General features: G+C 59.3%; 23 protein-coding genes. 12 read left to right on the top strand and 11 right to left on the bottom strand.

Annotated elements, in window-relative coordinates; genetic code table 11:
* The first annotated feature begins 114 nt into the window (after positions 1-114).
* Positions 115-2,364 carry an ATPase, T2SS/T4P/T4SS family gene (locus tag O5O48_RS14320; protein ID WP_269687364.1) on the top strand — a complete coding sequence of 750 codons (2,250 nt, stop codon included), beginning with the start codon at positions 115-117 and terminating at the stop codon, positions 2,362-2,364.
* 11 nt (positions 2,365-2,375) lie between these two features.
* On the top strand, positions 2,376-3,464 hold the full coding sequence (locus tag O5O48_RS14315) for an ATP-binding protein (RefSeq protein ID WP_200818413.1): 1,089 nt from the start codon (positions 2,376-2,378) through the stop codon (positions 3,462-3,464).
* Between the two features lie 59 nt (positions 3,465-3,523).
* On the opposite strand, the gene rimO is transcribed toward O5O48_RS14315, so the two are convergent.
* The 5 genes from rimO to O5O48_RS14290 form a co-directional block, all read right to left on the bottom strand.
* Positions 3,524-4,855 carry a 30S ribosomal protein S12 methylthiotransferase RimO gene (gene rimO, locus O5O48_RS14310; RefSeq protein WP_269687363.1) on the bottom strand — a complete coding sequence of 444 codons (1,332 nt, stop codon included), beginning with the start codon at positions 4,853-4,855 and terminating at the stop codon, positions 3,524-3,526.
* A gap of 334 nt (positions 4,856-5,189) precedes the next feature.
* Positions 5,190-5,408, bottom strand: a complete 219-nt coding sequence (locus O5O48_RS14305) for a YgdI/YgdR family lipoprotein (protein WP_088274265.1) — start codon at positions 5,406-5,408, stop codon at positions 5,190-5,192.
* A 122-nt stretch (positions 5,409-5,530) separates the two neighbouring features.
* Complete coding sequence (locus O5O48_RS14300; RefSeq protein WP_233049641.1) at positions 5,531-6,484, bottom strand: alpha/beta fold hydrolase; 954 nt, start codon at positions 6,482-6,484, stop codon at positions 5,531-5,533.
* A gap of 22 nt (positions 6,485-6,506) precedes the next feature.
* On the bottom strand, positions 6,507-7,322 hold the full coding sequence (locus tag O5O48_RS14295; RefSeq protein ID WP_269687362.1) for an SDR family NAD(P)-dependent oxidoreductase: 816 nt from the start codon (positions 7,320-7,322) through the stop codon (positions 6,507-6,509).
* 17 nt (positions 7,323-7,339) lie between these two features.
* Entirely contained in the window at positions 7,340-8,812 is a 1,473-nt protein-coding gene (locus O5O48_RS14290) for a flavin-containing monooxygenase (RefSeq protein WP_269687361.1), read from the bottom strand.
* 83 nt (positions 8,813-8,895) lie between these two features.
* Here O5O48_RS14290 and O5O48_RS14285 point away from each other — a divergent pair, with 83 nt between their 5' ends.
* On the top strand, positions 8,896-9,504 hold the full coding sequence (locus O5O48_RS14285; protein ID WP_088274261.1) for a TetR/AcrR family transcriptional regulator: 609 nt from the start codon (positions 8,896-8,898) through the stop codon (positions 9,502-9,504).
* 327 nt (positions 9,505-9,831) lie between these two features.
* On the opposite strand, the gene acnB is transcribed toward O5O48_RS14285, so the two are convergent.
* Positions 9,832-12,426, bottom strand: coding sequence for a bifunctional aconitate hydratase 2/2-methylisocitrate dehydratase (acnB, locus tag O5O48_RS14280; RefSeq protein WP_269688712.1), 2,595 nt, complete (start codon positions 12,424-12,426; stop codon positions 9,832-9,834).
* Positions 12,427-12,790: 364 nt separating this feature from the next.
* Here acnB and O5O48_RS14275 point away from each other — a divergent pair, with 364 nt between their 5' ends.
* Positions 12,791-13,243: a DUF1289 domain-containing protein gene (locus O5O48_RS14275; RefSeq protein WP_233049644.1), complete on the top strand. Its 453-nt coding sequence runs from the start codon at positions 12,791-12,793 to the stop codon at positions 13,241-13,243.
* A gap of 7 nt (positions 13,244-13,250) precedes the next feature.
* On the opposite strand, the gene O5O48_RS14270 is transcribed toward O5O48_RS14275, so the two are convergent.
* Positions 13,251-14,111, bottom strand: a complete 861-nt coding sequence (locus tag O5O48_RS14270) for a universal stress protein (RefSeq protein WP_269687360.1) — start codon at positions 14,109-14,111, stop codon at positions 13,251-13,253.
* 160 nt (positions 14,112-14,271) lie between these two features.
* On the opposite strand from O5O48_RS14270, the gene O5O48_RS14265 reads away from it, so the two are divergent.
* From O5O48_RS14265 to O5O48_RS14255, 3 genes are all read left to right on the top strand, one after another.
* On the top strand, positions 14,272-14,871 hold the full coding sequence (locus O5O48_RS14265) for a tRNA-(ms[2]io[6]A)-hydroxylase (RefSeq protein ID WP_088274345.1): 600 nt from the start codon (positions 14,272-14,274) through the stop codon (positions 14,869-14,871).
* Positions 14,872-14,940: 69 nt separating this feature from the next.
* Positions 14,941-15,792: a substrate-binding periplasmic protein gene (locus O5O48_RS14260; RefSeq protein ID WP_228244917.1), complete on the top strand. Its 852-nt coding sequence runs from the start codon at positions 14,941-14,943 to the stop codon at positions 15,790-15,792.
* A gap of 135 nt (positions 15,793-15,927) precedes the next feature.
* Positions 15,928-17,391 (top strand): aminotransferase-like domain-containing protein, encoded by a 1,464-nt coding sequence (locus O5O48_RS14255; RefSeq protein ID WP_228244916.1) that lies wholly within the window; start codon positions 15,928-15,930, stop codon positions 17,389-17,391.
* A gap of 71 nt (positions 17,392-17,462) precedes the next feature.
* Here O5O48_RS14255 and O5O48_RS14250 read toward each other — a convergent pair whose 3' ends face one another.
* Entirely contained in the window at positions 17,463-18,413 is a 951-nt protein-coding gene (locus tag O5O48_RS14250; RefSeq protein ID WP_228244915.1) for a LysR family transcriptional regulator, read from the bottom strand.
* A 169-nt stretch (positions 18,414-18,582) separates the two neighbouring features.
* On the opposite strand from O5O48_RS14250, the gene O5O48_RS14245 reads away from it, so the two are divergent.
* A complete protein-coding gene (locus tag O5O48_RS14245; protein WP_088274254.1) occupies positions 18,583-19,791 on the top strand; it encodes an acyl-CoA dehydrogenase in 1,209 nt (402 codons plus the stop codon).
* A 230-nt stretch (positions 19,792-20,021) separates the two neighbouring features.
* Here the strand turns inward: O5O48_RS14245 and infA are convergent, their stop codons facing one another.
* From infA to aat, 3 genes are all read right to left on the bottom strand, one after another.
* Positions 20,022-20,240: a translation initiation factor IF-1 gene (gene infA / locus O5O48_RS14240; protein ID WP_080050557.1), complete on the bottom strand. Its 219-nt coding sequence runs from the start codon at positions 20,238-20,240 to the stop codon at positions 20,022-20,024.
* Between the two features lie 130 nt (positions 20,241-20,370).
* Positions 20,371-21,081 (bottom strand): arginyltransferase, encoded by a 711-nt coding sequence (locus O5O48_RS14235; RefSeq protein WP_269687359.1) that lies wholly within the window; start codon positions 21,079-21,081, stop codon positions 20,371-20,373.
* A 52-nt stretch (positions 21,082-21,133) separates the two neighbouring features.
* Positions 21,134-21,829, bottom strand: a complete 696-nt coding sequence (gene aat, locus O5O48_RS14230) for a leucyl/phenylalanyl-tRNA--protein transferase (RefSeq protein ID WP_269687358.1) — start codon at positions 21,827-21,829, stop codon at positions 21,134-21,136.
* Between the two features lie 204 nt (positions 21,830-22,033).
* Between aat and O5O48_RS14225 the strand changes: the two genes are divergently transcribed.
* From O5O48_RS14225 to crcB, 4 genes are read left to right on the top strand one after another with little or no spacing between them, the layout of a single operon-like run.
* The gene (locus tag O5O48_RS14225) at positions 22,034-24,436 is read left to right on the top strand and encodes a DNA translocase FtsK (RefSeq protein ID WP_434006944.1); all 2,403 of its coding nucleotides are present in this window, start codon (positions 22,034-22,036) and stop codon (positions 24,434-24,436) included.
* Between the two features lie 18 nt (positions 24,437-24,454).
* Positions 24,455-25,096, top strand: a complete 642-nt coding sequence (gene lolA, locus O5O48_RS14220) for an outer membrane lipoprotein chaperone LolA (protein WP_269687357.1) — start codon at positions 24,455-24,457, stop codon at positions 25,094-25,096.
* Between the two features lie 49 nt (positions 25,097-25,145).
* Positions 25,146-26,429, top strand: a complete 1,284-nt coding sequence (locus O5O48_RS14215; protein ID WP_269688710.1) for a replication-associated recombination protein A — start codon at positions 25,146-25,148, stop codon at positions 26,427-26,429.
* Positions 26,422-26,793, top strand: a complete 372-nt coding sequence (crcB, locus tag O5O48_RS14210; RefSeq protein ID WP_269687356.1) for a fluoride efflux transporter CrcB — start codon at positions 26,422-26,424, stop codon at positions 26,791-26,793. The genes O5O48_RS14215 and crcB overlap by 8 nt, the downstream gene beginning before the upstream one ends.
* Positions 26,794-26,828 lie beyond the last annotated feature (35 nt).

Here is a 26,828-nt window from a genome sequence, read left to right as displayed (position 1 = left end):
TAAAGCAGTTGACCATGATCAGTTTGTCGGTCATAGGTGCGTATTAGAATGTACCAGTGACAGTCAGATAAAATGTCACGAGCAAACGTAGGGACCGGTCACAAGGGGGCTGATTTGCAGAGCAAGGATCGGATTGAGCGTAACGCACATGCATTGGCCAGTGTTGACCGCGGGGCGTTTGTCCTCGGTGATGGGGAGCATCGGGTATCCGGCAGGGGAATTCCGCCGGGAAAAACGGTCGCGCAGATTCTTGAGATATGTCATCTCGGCCCGGATGCCAGGGTACTGCATCTGGGCTCGGGTTCTGGCTATCTCACTGCGGTGCTGGCCATGCTGGCCAAAGAGGTCATAGCAATTGAGCGGCTGCAGAAACTGGCGGACTTTTCTCGCCAGACGCTTGCTGCCCAGGGGCTGACGAACGTAACAGTCCGTTGCGCCGATGCCAGCCTGGGGGCTGCGGATCTGGCCCCATTCGACCTGATCGTAGTTTCCACACCCAAGATTACTACTCGAGAACCGCTCTGGGACCAACTGGCATTACGCGGCGAATTCATCTGCGTCGAGATCGGTGACGCCTCACGCCAGATGCTGGTGAAATACATCAATCGCGGCAACAAGCGCATAGCGCGCAGCGAACATGGCTATGTCGAGTTTGTTACCAACGGCGATGACATTTACGTCGAACTGGGCTTTGTGTCGCCAGACATGCTGCGCGAGGCGCGAGCCCAGGCCGCCCGCAATCGTACCCTGTTGGTTGACGAGATCAGCCGCCTGCAGAATCTGGACGCGCAAAAACTGTATAGAGCGCTGTCGGAACGCTATGGCCTGCCACTGCTCAGTGCCAGTGAGGTCATGGCCCGGATTGATCCGCAACTGCATGCCAACATCTCACGCGCCTACCTGAGTCACGAGCACATCATTCCAATCAAGTCCGATGGCAAGACGGTAATAGTGGCTTGCCGTGACCCTAATGCGTCGATGGATGAAGTCCAGCAACTGTTCCCGGGGCTGAAGATTGACCGGGTTCTGGTCACGCCGGTTGATTACCGGCGCATCTGGGGAGCGCTTGAGCGCGGTGGCAAGACCCTCGACCGTATCGACGAAACGACAGTAAAGGGCGGCGACAGCGACCTGCTCGTCTCCCAAGGTGAGAACAGCGAAGCCAAACTGGTCAATCTGTATGAGGCATTACTGCTGGACGCCGTTGCAGACCGGGCCAGTGATATCCATCTGGAGCGATATGGCGCTGATATTCGTGTGCGGCTGCGTGTCGACGGCGAGTTGCGCGACCTTAATCACTACTACATCACGCCGACCGAGTATGCAGGGCTGATCAACGTGATCAAACTGCGCTCCGAGCTGAACATCGCCGAGCGGCGACTGCCGCAGGGCGGGCGTTCCCAGGCGCGGGTAGGTGACGCGCGCTTCGATCTGCGCGTTCAGGTTCAGCCGTCGCTGCATGGCGAGCACGTTGTAATCCGTCTGCTGCCACAGAACTCCTCGCTGATCAGCATCGAGAAACTGGGGATGCAGGAGCATATCGCCAACGCGTATCGCCGCCTGCTGCGTAACCCTGCCGGCCTGGTGCTGGTAGTCGGCCCGACCGGTTCGGGCAAGACCACGACCCTCAATGCCGGCCTGCAGTTGCTGGCTGAGGATACGACGCGCAAGGTAATCACGGTTGAGGATCCGATCGAGTACTCCATCGACCGCATTCAGCAAACCCGGGTACGCCCTGACATCGGCTTCAATTTCGCTGACGCCATGCGCTCGTTCGTACGCCAGGACCCGGACGTCATTCTGGTTGGCGAGATTCGCGACCATGAAACCGCGCTTGAAGCTATTCGTGCATCCCAGACTGGCCACGTGGTGCTGTCGACCCTTCACTGTAACGACGCGGTAGATGCGGTGCAGCGCCTGTTCGATCTCAACGTCCATCCGAACTCGCTGGCCAGTGAGCTGCTGGCGGTTATTGCCCAACGACTGGCCAAACGGGTTTGCGAGCACTGCAAGATCGAGGATGACCCTGACCCGGAGATTCTCAAGGAGCTGTTTCCGAAGGCAATCCCCCGGAGTTTTCGCTGCTATCGCGGCAAGGGATGTCCACAGTGCAATGGCACCGGCACCCGTGGCCGGGTCGGGGTTATCGAGTATCTGCAGTTCAACGGTGAGTTGCGCAATGCGGTATCTCGCCATACGCCGGTCGGCGAATTGCGTGCGCTGGCCCTCGATTCGGGCCTGTACACGATGCGTGACAGCGCCCTGGATCACGTTATCCAGGGCAATATTCCGCTCAGCGAGTTGCCGCGTATCCTGCCACAGGAACGCATGGCACCGGAAAAACGCGGTCAATGGAAGGCCTGAGGAGAATGGACATGAAAGACAAGGCTATCCAGCGGCCGGCCGCCGAAGACCGCTTTCACGATCAATTGGTCATGCTGCAGCAGGAGGATCACGGGCCGGTCCCACCAGGCTGGCTGCTGTCGCCAACCGCCATCGAGCACTTTGTGCTCGGCAACGAGGCACTGGGTATCGAGCGCAAGTTTGTTGCGCCGCGCGAGATGGTCAGTCGGGTAATCGTGTCACTGGCCACCAACCGGGGCGCCATGCTGATCGGTGAGCCGGGTACCGCCAAGTCCTGGCTGTCGGAGCTGATCGCCTGCGGTGTCTCTGGCCAATCACGGCTGACCATTCAGGGCGGCACCATTTCCCACTATCGACAACTGATCTACGACTGGAATACCAGCTTGCTGGACAAGCTCGGGCCGTGTCGCGAGGCGCTGATTCCCGGCCCGCTGTTTATCGGTATGGAGCAGGGCAAGCTGGTTCGCTTCGAGGAGCTGGCCCGCTGCCCGCAGCTGGTTCAGGATGCACTGCTGTCGATTCTGTCCGAACGTCAGCTGCAGATTCCTGAACTGCAGGGCGAGGATGGCGTGCTCTATGCCCGGGAAGGGTTTAACGTCATTGCAACTTCAAACTCGCTGGACCGTGGCCTGTTTGATATGAGTGCGGCGCTCAAGCGCCGGCTGAACTTTGAAACCATTGAGCCGATTGACGATATCGACGCAGAAATGGATATCGTGCTGCGCGAGGCAACCATGCTGGCGCGCCAGTCGGGTGTAGATATGGCACCTGACCATTCCATTGTGGAGATGCTGGTTACCATCTTTCATGAACTGCGCAGTGGTCAGACGCTGAGCGGGCGCAGTACCGACCGGCTTGCGGCGGCGGTCATGTCAACGGCAGAAGCGGTAGCGGTAGCGCATGCGCTGATGGTCTACGCCTGGTACTACCGGGACGGCAAGATGGCGCCGGAAGACCTGTTGCACTTCATGATCGGTGCGGCGCTGAAAGACAACCCGCAGGATCGGCGTCGGGTCGGCCACTACTTCGATACCGAGGTAAGCAGCAAACCCGGCGAACATTGGCAGCAACTGTACCGGCACCGCCAGCTGCTTGCGTAATATCTTGGGCCACTACGCCGCAGCCAGGTGCAAAGCAGGCCTGCGGCGTAAGTGATCCTTCAGGCCAGCTGCGCCCAGAGGTCATACTCGTCGGCGTCGGTGACTACAACGCTGACGATATCGCCCGGCTTGAGGTCTTCGTCGGTGTCGAGGTACACGTTACCGTCGATCTCCGGCGCATCGGCCATCGAGCGGCCGATAGGGCCTTCGTCGTCAACTTCATCGATGATGACCTGCATGGTCTTGCCGATCTTCTGCTGCAAGCGTGCAGTGGAGATCGCCTGCTGGTGCGCCATGAAACGCTCCCAGCGATCCTGCTGCACATCTTCCGGAATCGCTTCCAGCCCCAGATCATTGGCCGGCGCGCCTTCGACCGGGGAGTACTTGAAGCAGCCAACGCGGTCGAGCTGGGCTTCGGTCAGCCAGTCCAGCAGGTACTGGAAGTCTTCCTCGGTTTCACCCGGGAAGCCGACGATAAAGGTTGAGCGGATAGTCAGCTCGGGGCAGATCTCGCGCCATTTCTTGATCCTCGCGAGGGTCTTGTCTTCAAATGCCGGGCGCTTCATGGCCTTGAGTACGGTCGGGCTGGCGTGCTGGAACGGGATGTCCAGATACGGCAGGATTTTGCCCTCGGCCATCAGCGGGATCAGCTCATCCACGTGCGGGTAGGGGTAGACGTAGTGCAGACGCACCCAGATACCCAGTTCACTGAGCGCTTCGCACATTTCGGTCATGCGCGACTTGACCGGGCGACCGTTCCAGAAGCCGGTGCGGTACTTGATGTCGACACCATAGGCGCTGGTGTCCTGGGAGATGACCAGCACCTCCTTGACACCGGCTTTGGCCAGACGCTCGGCTTCGCTCAGCACTTCACCCACCGGACGGCTGACCAGCTTGCCGCGCATGGATGGGATGATGCAGAAGCTGCAGCTGTGGTTGCAGCCCTCGGAAATCTTCAGGTAGGCATAATGGCGGGGAGTCAGCTTGACGCCCTGTGGCGGTACCAGGTCGATCAGCGGATTGTGATCCTGTTTCGGTGGCACGACTTCATGCACCGCATTGACTACCTGCTCATACTGCTGAGGACCGGTGACGGCGAGCACACTCGGGTGCACGTCACGGATCGCGCTTTCTTCGACGCCCATGCAACCGGTGACGATAACGCGACCGTTCTCGGCGATGGCCTCGCCAATAGCGTCCAGCGATTCGGCCTTGGCGGTATCGATAAAACCGCAGGTGTTGACCACCACCACATCAGCGTCTTCGTAGGTGGGGACCACCTGATAACCTTCGGTGCGCAGCTGGGTCAGAATGCGCTCGGAATCGACCAATGCCTTCGGGCAGCCGAGTGAAACAAAGCCAACTTTGGGGGCGTTGGACGGGGTGGACATCAGGGACCTCACGGAAAACCTTGGCAGTAACTGCCTGTCGTTGGAAACCGCGTAGTTTATCCGCCCGAAAGTTAGGCTGCCAGCCTTGCGTTGATCTCAACCTGCTATAGCCGACGGGCTGCTTGGCGGCAGCTTCACTACCGCGACAGAGTTGGCCGGGCAATGTGCTGTGGCCTGTTCCCGTGGATCAAAGGGCCGGTGCTGGAGCAGCTTGGCAGGGTGCCGGGAGTCCTTGGTAAGGGGCATAGCATGAGCCCGCCGCGTCGACCCTCCAGCCTGGGGCGATTTTGCTGGAGGGCCTGGTGGAGCTATTTAGCGCGATCACCATCGTGACTCAGCGCTCGATGATCTCCTCGACATCCTGCTGCTGCATCTGCCGATCGCGATCGGTCGCATCTTCAAATTCGATCATGCCGGTTTCGTCGTCAATCTCCGGCTTGTCTTCAGCTTCCATGATCTGGCCATCAGTAGTGCGAACCAGATAGTCATTACCGCAACCGGCAAGAATGAACAGGCCCAGCAGGCCAAGGGTAAGCACTTTCCAGTGTTTCATCGGTGGTTCCTCCTTCAGTAAACACATTGGCTGTGACCGGGGGAGGTGCGAGGGGTTCAGAATGAACCTGGAGGCTGTGACCTGGATCACGGCGCCAGAACGGCGCCGCTTGCTGGAAAACGTCAGGCGGCCTGCTGACGCTGAAGTTGGCGACGAATGAAATCGATCGTCGTGTCGGGCTGGGTGATTGGCAGCATGTGCCCACCGTCGATTAGCTCCAGCTCCACGATCGACAACCGGTCGGCCAGAGCCTGCCCCTGTTCCTGCGGGTCAAGAATGCGGTCGTGGCGGCCATACAGCACCCCGATGGGAAGACTCAGATCGTCATAGCGCATCTGCATCAGCGGCATCACACTTTCCAGCGCGTTCATATCGCTCGAGGCTGCGATGAAGTGGCTGGGACGCAGGCCGAGCAGGCCGCCACCGCGGATCGGGAAGTCCGCAGGAACGGCTTCGGGACCGAACACAATATCCATGACCTGCTCGCGTTTGCGGATGGACAAGGGCACGGCAAGCGTCCAGCCGACCAGCGCGCGCAGCCAGGGCTGGCGTATCGAAAACGCCGCAAAGGCAGCCGAAACCTTGCTTGGCATGTGGGTCAGCGGTGCGACCAGCGCCAGACCACTTACCTTGTCGGGATGACGCAGCGCCGTTGCCAGCGAAACAGCACCTCCCAGCGAGTGACCGACCAGCAAGGGCTTGCCCAGATGCAGCGCATCGATAACCCCGGCTACCACATCGGCCTGCACCGCAAGCGAGGCGGACGAGCGGGCAGGGCGGATCGAATAGCCACTACCCGGACGGTCAATGGCGATCACCCGGTGCGTTTTGGCCAGCTCGCTGATGACCCCATAACCGAAGTTTTGCGCTACGCCGCTGAGCCCGTGGATCAGCAAAATGGAATCGGGCCCGCTGCCTTGCTCGATGTAATGGATCCGATTTCCCATCACGGTAATGAAACTGCCTTCTGGCGGCATCCCCAGCTCTACGCGCTTGGCAATGAACAGGGTGTAGAGGTACAGCCCGGCAATCCCCAGCAACAGCACGATCAGCACAATACTGAACAGATAATTCACGTTGATCTCCTCGTATGATCCGTCACGCGTCGCTGTCGGCCAGCCCTGGTAGCAGGCGCCAGTAGTTGACCGGCATAAGACGCTCCAGCCATGACAGGATGCGGGCGTCGTTGCCAACAATAACCCGTGGCTTGTTGCGCTCGATGCCCCTGAGAATAATTTGTGCCGCCTTGGGCGGTGGCATGCGCAGCAGTCGGTTGGCACGCGCCAGTTTCCTCTGCTTCTCTGCGTCACTTTCACTGTCAGGAGAGCGGGCACTGGTCGCGATAGCAGTGGCGACGCCTCCCGGGTGCACCACGGTGACGCCAACATTGGTGTTGGTCAGCTCCAGTCTCAAGGCGTTGGAGAATCCGCGTACCGCAAACTTGCTCGCACAGTACGCGGTCTGGCCGGCGGGGGTAATGAGCCCGAACAGGCTGGAGATATTCACGATACGTGCCTCAGGCCGCTGTCGGAGCAGCGGCAGAAATGCCCGGCACAGGGTTACTACCGCGTCAAAATTGATCGACATCAGCCAGTCGAAGTACTCCTCGCTGACCTGATCGAAGGTGCCGCCCAGTGCGACGCCGGCGTTATTGATCAGCAGATCAACACTGCCATGCTCTGCAACGACCGCTGACGGTAATGCGGCAACGGCTGACCGGTCCGATACATCTGTCGGATGCTCGCTGACCCTGGCACCAAGCGCCCGAGCCTGTGTCGCGGTTTCCGCCAGAGAATCGGGGTTGAGGTCCACGAGTGCCAGATGGCAACCACTACGGGCCAGCGCCACTGCCAGAGCCCGGCCGATGCCGCTGCCGGCGCCTGTCAGTACTGCTACACAATCCTTGATCTGCATGTTGTCTGTTTTCCTTGTTATTGAAACTGCATCACGTCGTCGTCGATACGGCCGTACTGAATGGTCAGCTTGTCTTTCAGGTAGCTCTGATGCACCTGCCAGGGCGCACGATCCCCCTGTTTGGGCAGCACATTGGCAGCGCGCTGAACGTAACCGGAAGTGAAGTCCAGGAAGGGTTGCTCCTGCACCGACGGGTCGCGGCGGACAACGGCGGTACGGTAGTGGTGCTTGTCCATATAGCGCAGCAGGCGGCAGGCGTAGTTGGCAGTCAGCTCGGCTTTCAGCGTCCAGGAAGCATTGGTGTAGCCAAAGGTCACTATCATATTGGGTACGTCACTGAGCATCATGCCCTTGTAGGACATGCGTTCATTGAAGCGCATCGGCTGCCCGTCAACACACACAGTCACATCGCCAAGGGCGTTCACCTTGAGCCCGGTCGCAGTCACGATGATGTCGGCCTCCAGCTCTTCACCAGAACTCAGGCGGATGCCATTCTCGGTGAAGCTGTCGATGGTATCGGTCACGACGCTGGCGCGACCGGCGCGCACGTCGCGGAACAGGTCGCCATCCGGTACCGCGCAGAGGCGCTGGTCCCACGGTTTGTAATTCGGGGTGAAGTGCTTCATGTCAACATCGCCGATCTGCGTCTTGACCATGTGCAGCACTCGTTCCTTGAACTGCTCCGGTCGGCTGCGGGCGATACGGTAGAAGAACTGGGTGAGGAACACGTTCTTCCATCGCGTCAATGAGTGCGCAGCCTGCAGTGGCAGCCATTTCTGCAGCGTCTGAGCAACGCCGTCACGCTGCGGCCGGGCAACCACATAACTGGGAGTGCGCTGCAGCATGGTTACGTGGGCAGCCTTCGCCGTCATCGAGGGAACCAGAGTAACTGCCGTTGCACCGCTGCCGATGACAACGACGCGCTTGCCAGTGTAATCAAGGTTTTCAGGCCAGAACTGCGGATGAATGATCTGCCCCTTGAATGCCTCTTCGTTTGGAAATGCAGGGCGGTAGCCTTCGTCGTAGCTGTAATAGCCGGAGCAAGAGAACAGGAAACGTGCCTGATAATGCTCCTCTTGCTCATTACCCTCTGCGTCGGTAAGCAACGCGACCACATCCCACCGCCCATGTTCGCTGGACCAGTTGGCGGATACCACGCGACGCTGGAAGCGAATGTTATGAATGGCGCCCGAGTCTTCGGCAATTTCCTCGATATAGCGCTTGATGTCCGCGCCGTCGGCGATGGACTTGCGGTTGGCCCAGGGCTTGTAACTGTAGCTGAGGGTATACATGTCCGAATCGGAGCGGATGCCAGGGTAGCGGAACAGATCCCAGGTTCCGCCGATCGCCGCGCGGCGCTCCAGTATCAGATAGCGCTTGTCGGGGCATTGACTGCTCAGTGCATGTGCGGCGCCGATGCCCGACAGGCCTGCGCCGATGATAAGAACATCCAGTGGTACAGGTTCAAATGCATATTGTTCTTGTGTCATTGTGGTATCCCGTCACGTGGGTAGTGGTGACAATCTAGATTGTCATATACTCTTTGGCAATCCCCGTTGTCAGAATTCACCGAATGAATACAGCTACCTCAGTCAAACGCCGCTATCGTGGCTCCTCAACCGAAGAGCGCAGGGCGCAGCGCCGGCAGCAATTGATCGACGCCGCAACACGTATTTACGGCGAACACGGATACCGGCACTCCGGCGTCAAGCAGGTTTGTGACGCCGCAGGGTTGACCCAGCGCTATTTTTACGAGTCCTTCGGGCACAGTGACGAGTTGCTGATTGCCTGCTATGAACAGACCGCACGCAAGGTCCGCGAGCTGAATATGGCTGCAGCCGAAGCTGCCGGAGATGACCGTTCGGCCCGCAGCCGGGCAATGCTGCAGGCGTACTTCACCTATCTGAGGGATCATCCCCAGGAGGCACGCCTGTTACTGGTCGACATTCGGGGAATCAGTCCGTCAGTTGACGAAGCCATAGACCGCTCCCTCAGAGCCAGTAGCCAGGATATGACCCGCGCACTGGCACAGCCCGGTCAGCACTTCGACGAGATGCTGCAGGCCGGTATTCTTGGCGGGGTGATTCATATTGCTCTGTACTGGATGGAAAGCGGCTACCGGCATTCGGTGGAAGCGGTCACCGAGACAGCACTCAAGCTGGGAGCATCGCTGCTGGAGTAGGGTTCGCCGGTTTTGCGCACCCGAGGCGGGGGCGTCAACCTGAAAAGCTCTGCAATGCGCCGACAGCATTCCGGCCAGGGCAAGCGAAGCATCTGACTCTATCTTCTCATGCAGCCATCTGCCGAAAGTATCGGTACTAGCTGGGACACCGCGGAGACGCTGCTCTTACTCCGTCCCACAGGCTGACGCAGAGTTGTCGTAGGCCGGTAAGCCAACGATTTCTCCGCCAGGGCAGTATCGGAGTTCGGACAGATATTCTTCCGTATGCCCTGAGATTCTGCAAAATAAAAAACCCCGCACGAGGCGGGGTTTTTTACGAGGCAGCTATCAGAGCTGAGCGACCGGGATGGACGCAGCGGCTTTCTGGTAGGACTCGATTTCGTTGAAGTTCATGTAGCGGTATACGTCGGCAGCCATGCTGTCGATCTGCGCGGCGTATTCCATGTACTCTTCAACAGTCGGCAGTTTGCCCAGGATCGATGCAACCGAGGCCAGCTCGGCGGACGCCAGGAACACATCTGCACCATCACCCAGACGGTTCGGGAAGTTCCGTGTGGAGGTGGAGACAACGGTCGACTTGGCAGCAACACGTGCCTGGTTACCCATGCACAGCGAGCAGCCCGGCATTTCCATGCGCGCACCGGCCTTGCCGTAGATGCCGTAGTAGCCTTCTTCGGTCAGCTGGTACTGGTCCATCTTGGTCGGCGGAGCCAGCCACAGACGGGTCGGGATAGCGCCCTTATTCTTCTCGAGCAGCTTGCCGGCAGCGCGGAAGTGGCCGATGTTGGTCATGCAGGAACCGATGAAGACTTCATCGATTTTCTGGCCGGCAACCTCAGACAGCAGACGGGCATCGTCCGGGTCGTTCGGTGCACACAGTACCGGCTCCTTGATGTCGGCCAGATCGATTTCGATCACGGCGGCATACTCGGCGTCAGCATCGGCAGCCATCAGGCTCGGGTTGGCCAGCCACTCTTCCATAGCCTTGGCGCGACGCTCCAGGGTACGCGGATCCTGATAGCCGTTGGCAATCATCCAGCGCAGCAGGACGATGTTGGACTTCAGGTACTCGGCAACCGACTCTTCGCTCAGCTTGATGGTACAGCCGGCAGCAGAGCGCTCGGCAGACGCATCAGACAACTCGAACGCTTGCTCGGCAGTCAGGTGATCCAGACCTTCGATCTCGAGAATACGGCCGGAGAAGATGTTCTTCTTGCCTTTCTTCTCGACAGTCAGCAGGCCTTGCTGAATGGCGTAGTAGGGGATGGCATGGACCAGATCACGCAGGGTGATACCAGGCTGCATCTTGCCCTTGAAGCGAACCAGAACGGATTCCGGCATGTCCAGCGGCATAACGCCGGTAGCTGCTGCGAAGGCAACCAGACCGGAACCGGCCGGGAAGGAGATGCCCATCGGGAAACGGGTGTGAGAGTCGCCACCGGTACCAACGGTATCAGGCAGCAGCATGCGGTTCAGCCAGCTGTGGATGATGCCGTCACCCGGACGCAGTGCAACACCGCCACGGTTGTGGATGAAGTCGGGCAGGGTGTGGTGAGTGGTCACGTCGATCGGCTTGGGATATGCCGCGGTATGACAGAACGACTGCATGACCAGATCGGCAGAGAAGCCCAGGCAAGCAAGGTCCTTCAGTTCGTCACGGGTCATCGGGCCAGTGGTGTCCTGGGAACCTACGGTAGTCATCTTCGGCTCGCAGTAGGTGCCGGGGCGGATGCCCTCAACGCCACAGGCCTTGCCGACCATCTTCTGTGCCAGGGTGTAACCCTTGCCAGTGTCAGCCGGCTGATCGGGCTTGCGGAACAGGTCGGAAGCGCCCAGACCCAGTTCAGTGCGGGCCTTCTCGGTCAGACCGCGGCCAATGATCAGCGGGATACGGCCACCAGCGCGAACTTCGTCCAGCAGCACCTGAGTCTTCAGCTCGAAGGTGGTGATGACGTCGTCGGTGCCGTGCTTGCAGACCTTGCCTTCGTAGGGATACACGTCAATGACGTCGCCCATGTTCAGGTCGGTGCAGTCGAACTCGATCGGCAGCGCGCCGGCGTCTTCCATTGTGTTGTAGAAGATCGGAGCGATCTTGGTGCCGAAGCAGAAGCCGCCAGCACGCTTGTTCGGAACGTAAGGAATGTCGTCGCCGAAGAACCACAGAACCGAGTTGGTTGCAGACTTGCGGGAAGAGCCGGTACCAACAACGTCGCCTACGTAGGCAACCGGGAAGCCCTTGGCCTTGGCTGCTTCGATCTGCTTCAGCGGGCCAACAACGCCCGGCTCGGTCGGCTCGATACCGTCACGGGCCATTTTCAGCATGGCCAGAGCGTGCAGCGGGATGTCGGGGCGGGACCAGGCATCCGGAGCCGGAGACAGGTCGTCGGTGTTGGTTTCGCCCGGCACCTTGAATACGGTGAGGGAAATCTTTTCGGCCACAGCAGGCTTGTTGACAAACCATTCGCCGTCAGCCCAGGACTGCAGTACCGCCTTGGCGTGAACGTTGCCAGCCTTGGCTTTTTCGGCAACGTCGTGGAAGGCGTCAAACATCAGCAGGGTGTGCTTGAGTTGTTCGGCAGCAGTGGCGGCCAGTGCTGCGTCGTCCAGCAGCTCCACCAGAGTGGCGATGTTGTAACCGCCCTGCATGGTACCCAGCAGCTCAACTGCGCGCTCTTTGGTCAGCAGCGGCGAGGTGGCTTCGCCCTTGGCGATAGCGGAGAGGAAACCGGCCTTGACGTAGGCGGCTTCGTCTACGCCCGGCGGGACGCGATTGGTGAGCAGGTCAAGCAGAAACTCTTCTTCACCTGCCGGCGGGTTTTTCAGCAGATCAACCAGACCTGCAGTTTGTTCGGCGTTCAGCGGCTGAGGAACGACGCCCTGAGCAGCGCGCTCTTCAACGTGTTTGCGATAGGCTTCAAGCACAGTTATTACCCTCATCAGTCTGTTCCGATCGTGTCGGAACGGTCATCCTCTCGGACTCCGGGAAGCACTGAATAAGCATCTTGGACAAGGGAGTTATTCAGTGCTTCCCTAAAGTGTGGCGACAATAAGACTGTGACAGACGTCTACCCGTTCTGGTGGGGGGCAACCTGGGGTAACTGGTGGCAGATACGTAACGGGTTGCGGGCTGACGCCTGAAACACAGCCCTAACGGCGGGCCGATTCTACAGGATGCCGAACGTAAAGTTAAGTTGCAGCGCAGCTGTATCCCCACTGAGTCAATCAGCTGTTCCGGGTAGGGCCGGTCCTTTATCATGCGCATTTTAAGCGTTGGCAACTCGAGTCTATGGCGGATCAACCTCTTTACTACGAGAAAACACCCTGTATCGGTCTGTGTTCGACGGTATACGGCGATCAGGTGTGCCGGGGCTGCAAGCGATTCAGCCATGAGATTGTGGCCTGGAATCGATACGATGTGGCGGCGCGCAAGGCCGTCTGGCAGCGTCTTGAGCAGCTCCTTGATCAGGTTGTCTGGGCGCGGCTCGAGCTGGTCTCTACGCTTGAGCTGGATCAGGCGCTGGAGTGCTCCAGAGTGGCAGTGGATGCGGCGATGCCGCTCGGCGTCAAGGTGCAGCGTTGGCTGGCACGGGCGGGAGATCTGCCGCTTCAAACGGCTGGACTGAGACTACGGGACCGGTGGGAAGGGCTCTCAACCCGGCAGCTCCGAGACGAGATAGATCAAACGTTTCTCGTCTTGTCGCAGGCCTATTACGACCGGCGTATGCCGCCGGTCGCATGATGCAGGGCTACTTTTCCAGCAACGCTTCCAGGTGCGCCAGAGTGTCTTCCGGCTTGAGCACCAGAATATCGCTGTCGAGCTGATCCAGTACCACTTCGGCAGTGTTGCCGATGAGCGCACCAGCCAGCCCCTTGCGGGCAATGGTGCCAATCACCGTAACGCTGGCACCCAGCTGGCCAGCAACCTGGGGGATGAGGAAGTCGGCCGGACCTTCTGCAATATGCAGGTGCGCCGAATCGATGCCGTACTGCGTTGTGTATTGGCCGGCCTTTTCCAGGTAGTCGGCGGCGATACGCTCCTTCAACTGGTAATCCGGATCTGCAGACGACAACATCGGGGCAGGGTGAGCACTGACCAGATGCAGTTGGCCGCCGACCATCTCGGCAATGTCCGCTGCGTGACTGACGATGGTGTCGTGCAGCACGTGGTGCTGGTCGTCGTGATTACCGACATCGACCGCCGCCAGCACGTTGCCCTTCATCCAGCTGTCACCATTCTTGACCATCAGAACGGGGGCAGGGCAGTAGCGCAGAAGCTTCCAGTCATCCGGGGTCAGCAGCGCCTTGCGCAGCGGATTGTCGGGGCGGTGCTGCTTGACCACCAGATCGCAGCCCTCACGGGTAACCGCGCGACAAATGGTGTCGGTGAGGTTGTTGTGCCAGTCCTGGGTAACACTGCAGCGAATGCCCTTGGCATCCTGTTCCACTCGCAGGCGTGCCAGCAGATCGCTGTAGTCCTGGCGGTCCTCACAGACCAAAAGATGCAGTTCGCATTCAATAAAACCTGCAATGAGGCTGGCACGGGTCAGCGCAACCTGCTCCTGCTGGGATGGGTCGACAACTACTAGAATGCGTTTGACGGCTTGCATGCGGTTCTCCCTGTCTTGATTTTTTTAACGTGTTTGAACGTTGACTTAAATGTAGCCCCTTTTCACCCGGCTTGTGTTGATCCAAGTCTATTCGGGCTGCTGATAGAGACTCTCAGCAGGTATACTGCCGGGCGTTAAGAACTGACCTGTGACGGACACCATGCTGCCCGAAGAATTGCTCGCGTTTCTGCCTTGCCGAACCCCGGATGCCTGGATCGAACAGGCACTTAACCATCCCGAAGAGCTGCTGATCGACCACGCCAACTGTGAGAAGAAGGCCGCCTCAACTGCGTTGATGCTGATGTTTCGCTACGTCGACAAACCGGATCTGCTGCAAAAAATGTCCCGACTTGCGCGTGAGGAGTTGCGCCATTTCGAGCAGGTTACCAGCATCATGAACAAGCGCGGCATCAGCTATCGAGGGCTGTCTGCCAGCCAATATGCCCAGCGTCTGCGCCAGCACGTGCGCACTACCGAGCCAGGCAGGCTGGTCGATACCCTGATTGTTGGTGCGTTTATCGAGGCGCGGTCCTGTGAACGCTTTGCCAAGCTGGCACCGCATCTGGATGAGGAGCTGGGTGATTTCTATCGTTCGCTGCTCAAGTCGGAGGCCCGCCACTATCAGGACTACCTGCGCCTGGCCAAAAACTACGCCGGCGAACCTATTGACGAACATATTGCCCGCTTTGCCGCGGTTGAGCGTGACGCCATTTTCGCTGATGATGCCGACTTTCGGTTCCACAGTGGTGTTGCAGCCTGATCACCGAACTCAGACTGCGACGAAGAGTCTGTCGTGGTACCACATCCATTTCGGAGCAAGGGAATGAGCATGTCGAGGTTGTCGAGCCTGCAGCAATTTACCCGTCTATGTGCGCTTGGCGCCGGATTGCTGATTGGCGGTGATACGCTGGCTGCAGTCGAGAACAGCTGCGAGCGCATCGTCGCTACTGGCAATCCCGACTACCCCCCACTGGTTTGGGCGCCCGAAGGTGAAAAGGCGCTGACCGGTGTCGCCATTGAAATGTTGCAACTGGCGCTCAAAGACTCGGGGATCCGCATCGAAGTACTGGACCTGGGGTCCCGAGCCAAGGCGCTGGAGGCGGTCGAGGCAGGGCAGGTTGACGTGATGGCTGGCCTTTACCTGTCGCGCGAGCGATTGCAGACCCTGGATTTCGTCTACCCGGCGATCATCGATGTGCCAAGCGTCATCTTCGTCCGGCGCGGCGCGGCGTTCCCCTACAGCGGCTGGCAAGACCTTCAGGGCCGCCGCGGGGCTGCGCAGCAGGGCAGCCGTTTCGGCCTGTCCTTCGACACCTATGCAGCAGACAATCTCGCGCTTGAGCGGTTGAGTACCGGTGAGGCGGCGTTGCGCAAGCTGCTGGACGGCAAGCTCGACTATGTAGTGCTTGAGCGTTATCAGGGGCTGGCTCTGGCCCAGCAGATGGGCGTTGATGCGCAGCTCGATACCCTTGAGGGCTCCTTTATCAACGCGCCGCTTTACCTCGCGGTCTCCCACAATTCGGTGTGCAATTCACCAGCTCTGCGCTCTGCACTGGCCCTGGGCATGCAGGAGCTGGCTCAGCGAAACGAGGCGGGCAGGCTGCTCGACAAGTATCGCCAGCTCTGGGCGGCCCCGTTTCGGCCGGCGACCGAAGCTGCGGACATACCTGTCGCCGAATAACCACCAGGCCGCCAGCACACAGATGCTTGACGGCTGATCTGTACTGGTCAACTGTATTGTATCTGTAGCTTTTGCAGCGGCAGTGCTGCGAGTTAGTCTTCGCGCTCAGTCACCACTCTGTCGGAGGAAGCCAGTATGACCAGTCTGCTCTATCAAAAAATTGCGCGGCAGCTGGCAGAAGACATCCAGAAGGGCGTATACCGTCCCGGCGAGCGAGTCCCCTCGGTACGCAAGCTGAGCACCCAGAAGGGTGTCAGCCACGCCACGGTGCTGCAGGCCTATGCAACCCTTGAGGATCAGGGGCTGATCCATGCTCGCCCACAATCCGGATACTACGTTCATCAGACTCCGGCACTGACCGCACCAACCCCTCAGATTGCCAGGGTTGAAGCGCCCTACGCGGTGACGCGCAGCAGCATCATTACCGAGATTCTGTCGCAGGCGCGTCGTGAAGGCGCCATTCCGCTTGGAGCGGCAGTGCCGTCGAGTGAATACCTGCCACTGCGGGCGCTGCACCAGCAAATGAGCAAGGTGACGCGCTTCCACAGCCAGAAGGCCTTCAGCTACACCTTCAGTCCCGGATTTGAGCCGCTGCGGCGCCAGGTGGCCATACGCATGCGCGATGCCGGAGCGATGGTAGATCCGGCCAACGTCGTCATTACCAATGGTTGTGTGGAGGCGCTGCAACTGTCTTTGCGTGCAGTCACTCGGCCAGGCGATCTGATTGCAACCGAGTCCCCCAGTTATTACGGTCTGGTGCAGCTGTGCCAGCTACTGGACCTTAAGGTCGTCGAGATCCCTACCGACCCCGACAGCGGACTAAGTCTGGAAGCGCTGCAACGTGCTCTGGACAAGTGGCCGATCAAGGCGCTGGTGATGACCGCAAGAGCGGGCAATCCGATGGGGGCTACCATGCCGGAGGCGCGCCAGCGCAAGCTGGTGGCAATGATGGCGCAGCGTCAGCTCACTATTATTGAAGATGACATCTATGGCGAGCTGATGTTTGATCATGGCCAGTCCAAGGCACTCAAGGCTTATGACTGCTCGGACACCGTGATTTACTGCTCCAGTTTCTCCAAGACCATTTCACCCGGAGTGCGCACCGGCTGGCTGGTTACGCGGCGCTATCAGGAGGCCATTGAGCAGCTGCAGACTTTTACTACGCTGTCGGCTTGCAGTGTCAGCCAGATGGCGGTTGCGGCCTATCTTGAGAACGGCGGTTACGACCGGCACCTGAGGCATATTCGTCAGGAATATTGCAAAAACCTTAGCCAGTTCCAGCTTGCGGTCCAGCAATATTTCCCCGAGGGTACTCAGATCACCAGGCCAAAGGGTGGCTTCATTCTCTGGGTCAGCCTGCCGGGCGGCGTAGACACGCTGACGCTGTTTAACCGTGCAATGGCCCACAACATCAGCATCGCCCCGGGAGTGGTCTTTAGCAACTCCGACCAGTTCAACCACTGCCTGCGCCTGAACTGCGGCATCCCATGGAATCGGGCGACAGAGCAGGCGGTCATGACGCTTGGCGTACTGGCACGTCAGTTGATTCTTGAAACAGAACAGTCCAGAGCAGAGAGTCCAAGAAAAATAGCAATTTAAATCAAACAGTTAATGCATGTATTTAAAGTAAAAAAGCCTGCATGCGCAGGCTTTTTTGGTTCTGTCTGACGCTATTGGGCAGTGGCAGCGCTGGCACTTTCACGCAGCTTTTGGTGTTCCCGGGTCAGCTTCTGCGACAGTTCGATGATCTGCTCGCGCATCCAGCGGTTGGCGGGATCCTGATCAGTGCTCTCGTGCCAGAACAGGTGGGTTTCGATGGCAGGCACATCATCGATTGGCAGCGTCGTCCAGTGAAGGTTATGTCGCTGCGCGAACCGCTCATGCACCGTCATGATCAGGTCGGTTGACTCAAGGACCAGTGGCGCCATCTGATAATGCTGCGAACGCATGACAACGCGGCGCTGAATACCCATTTTGCCCAGGGCAAGATCCACATGACCCAGGCCGTTGCGACGGCTGGAGATATGTATGTGTGACTGGGCAAGATAATCGTCCAGAGTGATCTTGTCTTTCTTGGCCAGCGGATGCCCCTTGCGCATCACGCAGACATGGCGATCTTCGAACAACTTGACGTGACGAACCTGAGTATCGGTATTCAGCGGCGCATCAATGGCAAAATCCAGTCGCCCGGCGGCCAGCTCCTTGGTGGTTTCGCGGCGCTTGATCAGGAAACTGTCAATGTTGATGTTGGGCGCAGACCGGCGAATGCGAGAGGCCAGATGCGGCAGAATGACCGCCTCGGTGAGGTCCGTCATGCTGATGCGATAGGTTTTGGTTGCCTGCTCGGGAACGAAACTGCGACTTTCCTGCACCGACACCCGCAGCAGCTGAAGGGCGTTGCGAACAGGCGTGATGATATTTTGCGCCATTGGCGTCGGCACCATGCCCTGGGCCGTGCGCACGAACAGCGGATCGTTGAAGGTCTCGCGCAATCGAGCCAGCGCGTTACTGACCGCAGGTTGAGTGATGCCGACGATCTGGCCAGCCCTTGTCAGATTGGCTTCGGTGTAGATCGCGTCAAAGACAATGAACAGATTCAGGTCGACCTTACTGAGGTTCATCGCAACTTCCTTTAGTTAAATGACTCACGTCGAGACAAGGCAGTTCAGCACAAGGGCCAAGTATATATCGCTTATGAATGTTAATACACGGCAAAAATAGGTTAGATAAATCCATTAGCGTCATCTAGCATTTTGATCGTCGATACCAAACCAACCAAAGGCAACCACTATGGATTTCGGATACTCCCCCAAGGTTAAAGAGCTGCGCGAGCGCGTAGACAGCTTCATGCAGGAGCATGTGTTCCCGGCTGAACCCATCTTTCACCAGCAGGTAGCGGAAGGCGACCGCTGGCAGCCCACTGCCATCGTTGAGGAGCTGAAAGTCAAGGCGCGCGCAGCCGGACTGTGGAACCTGTTCCTGCCGGAGTCCGACCTTGGGGCAGGCCTCACCAACCTGGAATACGCACCGCTGGCCGAACTGATGGGCCGTTCCGGCCTGGCGTCTGAAGCCTTTAACTGCAGCGCTCCCGATACCGGCAACATGGAAACCATCGTTCGCTACGGTTCCGAAGAGCACAAGGAAAAGTGGCTCAAGCCCCTGCTGGCCGGTGAGATCCGCTCCTGCTTCGGTATGACCGAGCCGGGCGTTGCTTCCTCTGATGCCACCAACATGCAAGCCAATGCGCGCCGCGAAGGTGACGAGTGGGTCATCAACGGCCGCAAATGGTGGACTTCCGGTGCTTGCGACCCGCGCTGCAAGATCATGATCTTCATGGGTCTGACCAACCCTGATGCGCCGCGTCACCAGCAGCACTCCATGATTCTGGTGCCGATGGACTCCCCCGGCCTGAAAGTAATCCGCCCATTGCCAGTGTTTGGTTACGACGATGCGCCGCACGGTCATGCCGAAGTAGTGCTGGAAAACGTCCGCGTACCATACTCCAACGTACTGCTGGGCGAGGGTCGCGGTTTCGAGATCGCTCAAGGTCGCCTCGGCCCGGGCCGCATCCACCACTGCATGCGTTCCATTGGTGCGGCAGAGCGTGCGCTCGAGCTGATGTGCAAGCGTTCCGTCGAGCGTGAAGCCTTTGGCAAGCGCCTGGCTCAACTGGGTGGCAACATCGACCTGATCGCCCAATCGCGCATCGAGATCAATCAGGCTCGCCTGCTGACCCTGAACGCCGCTTACATGATGGATACCGTAGGCAACAAGGTCGCCAAGAGCGAAATCGCTCAGATCAAGGTGGTAGCACCGAACGTTGCGCTGAACGTCATTGATCGCGCCATTCAGATGCATGGCGGTGCGGGTGTTTCAGACGACTTCCCGCTGGCTCACATGTATGCCATGCAGCGCACGCTGCGCCTGGCAGACGGTCCGGACGAAGTTCACCGTGCAGCTATCGGCAAACTGGAAGTCGGCAAGTACATGCCGCGCTAAGCTTCCGGCTGTTAAAAAACCCGCTCTCGCAGCGGGTTTTTTAATGTCGGCTGATGCCTCACGGGGCACTATGGCGAATTGACCTGCTTGAGTCGGAAGCCGGTCGGGCATCGGGGTCTGATTTGGCGGGCGCAACAACGCACACCCGATTTGCTCGGATGAGACAGAGTCTGGGTGGCGTTGCGATCAGCCGGGCGAGGGCAGGGAGGCCCGGCAGGGGACTGCGACTATCAGCGGGCGCGGTAGGTAATGCGACCTTTGGTCAGGTCGTAGGGGGTCAGTTCAACGCGTACCTTGTCGCCAGTCAGGATGCGAATATAGTTCTTGCGCATCTTGCCTGAAATGTGGGCAGTCACGACATGGCCGTTTTCCAGTTCAACGCGGAACATGGTGTTCGGCAGGGTGTCGATGATGGTGCCTTCCATTTCAATGCTGTCTTCTTTTGCCATTAAGCAACGACCTCTCGGGGTGGATTCTGGGTGGGCTATTGGTTGGTTACCCACAAAAAAGGTGGCCAATTGTGCCTGAAAACCGCACTTGAGCCAAGTTTGGCTGGATATTTTTACTGTTTATGTCGTTTCAGGTCAGGCGAACCCATTGCTGATTCACCAGCATCTCGAGTGGTCGGTACTCGGTTTTATAGTTCATCTTTCGGCAATTTCGGATCCAGTAGCCGAGATAAACCGCTGCGAGCCCTTGTCTGCGAGTCTCCTCGACCTGCCAGAGGATGGCATAACGGCCGAGACTGCGACGGGTTTCATCCGGCTCAAAGAAGGTGTAGACGGCCGATAATCCGTTATTCAGTTGATCGGTAACCGCTACAGCCAGCAAGCGATCCTCTTGATCCCGGAACGCATAAAAGCGGCAGAACTCCCAATTCTTGGCAAGAAAGGAGGCGAACTGATCCTTACTGGGGGGATACATGTCGCCATCTGCATGACGCGCGCAAATGTAGCGCTCGTATAGCGCGTAGATCTCGTCGGTCAGCTCAGGCTTGAGCTCGAATACCTGCAAGTCACGATTTCGCTTGAGTATTCGCTTCTGGGCCGAGGTGGGAGTGAAGGTATCGACAGGAATACGCGCAGGAATGCAGGCGTTGCAGTCCTTGCAATGCGGACGATAGAGATGATCGCCGCTGCGCCGAAACCCGAGATCAGAGAGCTGGCTGTATGTTTCCAGGTTGATCGGCTGCTGCGGATCAAGGAACAACGTCGTCGCCCGCTGATCCGGCAGATAGCTGCAAGAATGAGGGTGCGTGGCGTAAAACTTGAGTTGCGACAGGTCGGTCATGGGGTCTTCCCGGACAGCACTGGCCCGAGTATACGGCGAGCCTTGCGCGGGTTCAAAGCGCGTGCTGTCGCCATGCGTCTGCTGCATCTGGAGGGCACAGCCTTGCCAGCTCATGCAAAAAGGCTGCTCGCGGCATGCTTTCGGCCCCCAGACTGAACAGGTGGTCCGTTGGCATCTGACAGTCGATCAACTCAAAGCCCCATTGCCCGAGTTGTTCAACCAGCGTTATGAACCCCAGCTTGGACGCATTGCTCGCTCGGCTGAACATGGATTCACCAAAAAACACCTTGCCCAGCGCAACGCCATACAAGCCACCAACCAAAAGGCCGTCCTGCCAGACTTCTACCGAGTGGGCGATGCCCGCACGATGCAGATCGATGTAGGCCTGCTGCATCTGCGGAGTGATCCAGGTGCCGTCGGCGTAGTGCCGGGGCTCCGCGCAGGCGCGAATGACGGAGGAGAAGTCCTGGTCGAGGGTGACCCGCATACGCTGCTGGCGGATCAGCTTGCGCATGCTGCGCGAGACATGCAGGCCGTCCGGCCGCAGAACCGTTCTGGGATCAGGGCACCACCACAGGATCGGCTGGCGAGGGGCGTACCACGGGAAGATTCCATGCCGGTAGGCGGTGATCAGGCGTGGAACCGATAAATCGCCGCCGGCAGCCAGCAACCCGTTTGGTTCTTCCATCGCATGATCGGCAGACGGAAAGGCAAGGTCCTTTGCAGTTAACCAGATCAGGTGCGCCATACGTGCTCCAGGTCCGCTTCAGTAATTCAAATGGTTTATCAGATTCGGGTTATAAGCTATTGTCCTGAATGAATAAAGCAGTACACCGGGGCGGAACATTCAGAGCGCCTGACTGTCTGCTGTCCGATCAATGTGCCACGCGGTTATGAAATCGGCCTGATCAAGCCTTACAATATCCGCCTGAATCCAAATGGAAGCGTTGTTTTGAAGGAAACTGCAGCCCAGAAAATGTCGATGCCGTGGCGTGAGCAGCTGGCGTTGCGCCTGCGTGAGGGCGCCTTGCTGGCCATGATAGCCCTGTGCCTCTACCTGTGCATGGCGTTGTTTACCTTCGAGCCGAGTGATCCGGGCTGGACCCGCAGCAGCGGCAGTGCCGACGTACAGAATGCAGGGGGCGCCATGGGGGCCTGGATCGCCGACGTGCTGTTGCTGTCGCTCGGCTACCTGGCATTTCTGTTCCCGCTCATCGTCGCAGTAAAGGTGTACCAGATGTTCCGTCGGCGCCATGAGCCCATGATCTGGAACGGCTGGCTGTTTTCCTGGCGGCTGATCGGCTTTGTGCTGACGCTGTTTGCCGGTACGGCGCTGGCAGCGCTGCATGGCTCTCCGGGTGCCCACTTCCCCGAAGGCGCAGGCGCGGGAGGTGTGTTGGGCCAACTGTTGCGCGACCTGACTTACCCTGCGCTCAACATGCAGGGCAGCACCTTGCTGTATCTGACCCTGTTTCTGTTCGGGCTGACCGTTTTCACCAACCTGTCGTGGCTGCGGGTTATGGATATTACCGGGCGGCTTACGCTGGACCTGTTTGATCTGCTCAAGCGCGCCTGGGCCGGGTGGCGGGGCCGACGCGGGGTATCGTCTGTTGCGATTGCTCCGGCGCGCGAGCCGCGCCCGGCACCCGGACCGCGCAAGGAGCCCTCATTCAGCGCGGAGGAACAGAAACGGGCGGACGCATCACGTGCTCAGCGCCAGGAAGCGCTGGCCAGGCATGTGGCCTCACAAGAAAACCGCACTCCGCCGGAAATTGTCCCGCTGGATACCAAACCGGTGGAGGCCAGCGTTCGCACCCAGAAGGAAAAACAGGTCCGCCTGTTTACCGACACAGCCGACCCTGACTCATTGCCGCCCATTTCGCTGCTGGACCCGGCAAGCAAGAAAACCAAGGGCTTCTCTGCAGAGTCGCTGGAAGGGATGTCTCGCCTGCTTGAGATCAAGCTCAAGGACTTTGGCGTCGACGCTCAGGTCGAGAAAGTGCAGCCTGGGCCGGTTATCACCCGGTTTGAAATTCAGCCTGCCCCGGGCGTGAAGGTCAGCAAGATTTCCAACCTGGCCAAGGATCTGGCTCGCTCGCTTGCCGTCATCAGTGTGCGTGTGGTTGAGGTCATTCCGGGCAAGACCACGGTGGGTATCGAGATTCCCAACGAGGATCGCGAGATCGTTCGCTTGTCCGAAGTGCTGGAAACCCGCGAGTTCGACGAAGCCCAGTCCCCGGTCACCCTGGCCCTTGGGCACGATATCGGCGGTCACCCGGTGATGGCGGACCTTGCCAAAATGCCCCATCTGCTGGTCGCAGGCACCACGGGCTCAGGTAAATCGGTTGGCGTTAACGCCATGCTGCTGAGCATCCTGTTCAAGGCCACGCCCTCGGAAGTGCGTCTGATCATGGTTGACCCAAAGATGCTCGAGCTGTCCATCTACGAGGGGATTCCGCACCTGCTGGCACCGGTCGTGACCGATATGAAGGAGGCCTCCAACGCGCTGCGCTGGTGTGTCGCCGAGATGGAGCGTCGCTACAAGCTGATGGCCGCAATGGGCGTGCGCAACCTGGCAGGGTTCAACCGCAAGGTTAAAGACGCGGCCAAGGCTGGCACACCGCTGACCGATCCGCTGTATCGCCGCGAAAGCATGGATGACCTGCCGCCGGAACTTGAGGCGCTGCCGGTGATCGTAGTGGTAATCGACGAATTTGCTGACATGATGATGATCGTCGGCAAGAAGGTCGAGGAACTGATTGCGCGTATTGCCCAAAAGGCGCGTGCTGCCGGCATTCACCTGATTCTGGCAACGCAGCGCCCATCGGTGGACGTGATCACCGGTCTTATCAAGGCAAATATTCCGACCCGTATGGCCTTCCAGGTATCCAGCAAGATCGACTCGCGCACCATCCTGGATCAGGGTGGGGCAGAGCAACTGCTGGGGCACGGTGACATGCTCTACATGCCTCCCGGCACCAGCCTGCCTGTGCGGGTGCACGGCGCCTTTGTCTCCGATGATGAGGTCCATCGCCTGGTAGATGCGTGGAAACAGCGTGGCGAGCCGGATTACATCCAGGACATTCTGGACGGTGCCGACGACTCCGCAACCAGCGGCAGCTATGATGGCGGCAGCGGCGGCGACGACAGCGAGGAGGACGCGCTGTACGACGAAGCCGTGCGCTTCGTTACCGAAAGCCGTCGGGCGTCCATCTCGGCAGTACAGCGCAAGCTCAAGATTGGCTATAACCGCGCCGCGCGCATGATCGAAGCCATGGAAATGGCCGGCGTGGTTACCTCAATGAATACCAATGGCTCGCGCGAGGTCATCGCACCGCCGCCGATCCGCGACTGAGTGGAGAAACGCACTATTATGTTGAATTTTCTGTCTGGCTGGCGTTGGCTGGGGCTGTGTGCGGCGCTGCTCGGTACGCCGGCACTGGCGCAGGACGATGCAGACGCAGCAGCGCAGCGCCTGAACGAGCTGCTCTCGGCAGCCAATACCCTGACCGCCAACTTTTCCCAGATGACGCTCAGCTCCAACGGCTCCAATTTGCAGGAAACCAGCGGCCAGGTCACCCTGCAGCGTCCCGGCAAGTTCCGCTGGCATACCGATCCGCCGCTGGAGCAGGTGCTGGTCTCCGACGGCCAACAGGTTTGGCTGTATGACCCGGACCTCATGCAGGTCACTATTCAGAAGCTGGATCAGCGCCTGACCCACACGCCGGCACTGCTGCTGTCGGGCGATGTCAGCACCCTCACGGACAATTTCAGCATCCGCTGGACTCAGGGTGGCAGCGTGGATGACTTTGTGCTGACGCCCAAGGCCAGTGACACCATGTTTGAGACTCTGAGGCTGTCTTTCCGTGACGGACTGATCAACGACATGCAGCTCAATGACCCGATAGGCCAGCGCACCAATATCCTGTTCCAGAACGTTGCGCTGAATGCACCGGTAGCCGGGTCACAGTTCACCTTCGAGGTACCGGACGGAGTCGACGTCATCAGTGAATAACCGCGGCCTGTTTGCGCCGCCGGCGCCGCGCGAGCCGCTGGCAGCGCGAATGCGTCCGCGCACGCTCGATGAATACGCTGGCCAGGAGCATCTGCTCGGGGCCGGTCGCCCGCTGCGCACCGCGCTTGAGCAGGGCGCTCTGCACTCGATGATCTTCTGGGGCCCGCCGGGCGTCGGCAAAACGACCCTGGCACGGCTGATCGCCACCGTGAGTGACGCCCACTTTGAGACCCTGTCTGCCGTACTGGCCGGGGTAAAGGACATTCGCCAGGCGGTGGACATTGCCCGCCAGAACCACGCCGCAAATGGCCGCCGAACTATCCTGTTTGTCGATGAGGTCCATCGTTTCAACAAGGCCCAGCAAGACGCCTTCCTGCCGTATGTTGAAGACGGTACGCTGTTGTTTATTGGCGCCACCACGGAAAACCCCTCCTTTGAACTGAACAACGCGCTGCTGTCCCGTGCCCGGGTGTATGTGCTCAAGGGGCTTGATGAAGACGCGCTGGGTGGTCTGCTTGATCGCGCCCTGACAGACAGCGAGCGTGGGCTCGGCGCACTGCAACTGCAATTGGCGCCGCAGGCCCGGCAGCTGCTGCTGGATGCATCCGATGGAGACGCCCGCCGATTGCTGAACCTGCTGGAGATCGCTGCCGATCTGGTGGAGCAGGGCGGCGTGATTGAAGCCGATCTGCTTGGCGAGCTGCTGAGTGATACCCGCCGCCGTTTCGACAAGGGCGGCGAAGCCTTTTATGATCAGATTTCCGCGCTGCACAAGTCGGTGCGAGGTTCCAATCCGGATGCCGCACTGTACTGGTTCGCGCGTATGCTCGATGGCGGCTGTGATCCCCTGTATATCGCCCGTCGCGTCGTGCGCATGGCCAGCGAGGACATTGGCAACGCCGACCCGCGCGCATTGACGCTGTGCCTCAACGCCTGGGATGTCCAGGAGCGCCTTGGCAGCCCGGAAGGCGAGCTGGCGGTGGCCCAGGCCATCACCTATCTGGCTTGTGCGCCGAAGAGCAACGCGGTGTATAACGCATTCAACACCGCCATGCGTGATGTTGCCGGCCAGGGGTCGCTGGACGTGCCGATGCATTTACGTAATGCGCCGACCAAGCTGATGAAAGACCTGGGTTACAACGAGGGCTATCGCTACGCCCACGACGAGCCCGAAGCCTATGCCGCCGGTGAAGACTATTTCCCCGAGGCGCTTGAGCCTCGCCGCTATTACCAGCCGGTCCCGCGCGGACTTGAACTGAAAATCGCCCAGAAGCTGCAGCACTTGCGATCACTGGATGCGGCGAGCAGCAGGCAACGGAGGAAGGATGATTAAGCTGTATCTGGCTGTCATGCTGGGCGGCTCGCTGGGAGCGGCGGCACGTTATGGCGTGGCGCAGTGGTCAGCTGCCCACTGGCCCAAGCTGTTCCCGTTACCGACCTTGATCGTGAATCTGCTCGGATGCCTGCTGATCGGTGTACTATACGGCCTTTGGCTGGATCGCCCGGACCTGTCCCCCATACTGCGCCAAACGCTGGTAGTGGGGTTCCTTGGTGCCTTTACCACCTTCTCGACCTTCTCGCTGGATACCCTCCGGATGCTGGAGAACGGTGAAGGTCTGCTGGCTCTGGCTTACATTCTGCTCAGTGTGTGCGTTGGTTTGTTCGCCACCTGGGCCGGCCTGTCGCTCGCGCGCTGACCGGCTGCCACCTGAAACTGTTGAAGATGATGACC

It is taken from the genome of Halopseudomonas sp. MFKK-1, from assembly GCF_027474385.1.
Taxonomy (GTDB): domain Bacteria; phylum Pseudomonadota; class Gammaproteobacteria; order Pseudomonadales; family Pseudomonadaceae; genus Halopseudomonas; species Halopseudomonas aestusnigri.
This window is presented reverse-complemented; position numbering and strand designations above follow the sequence as displayed.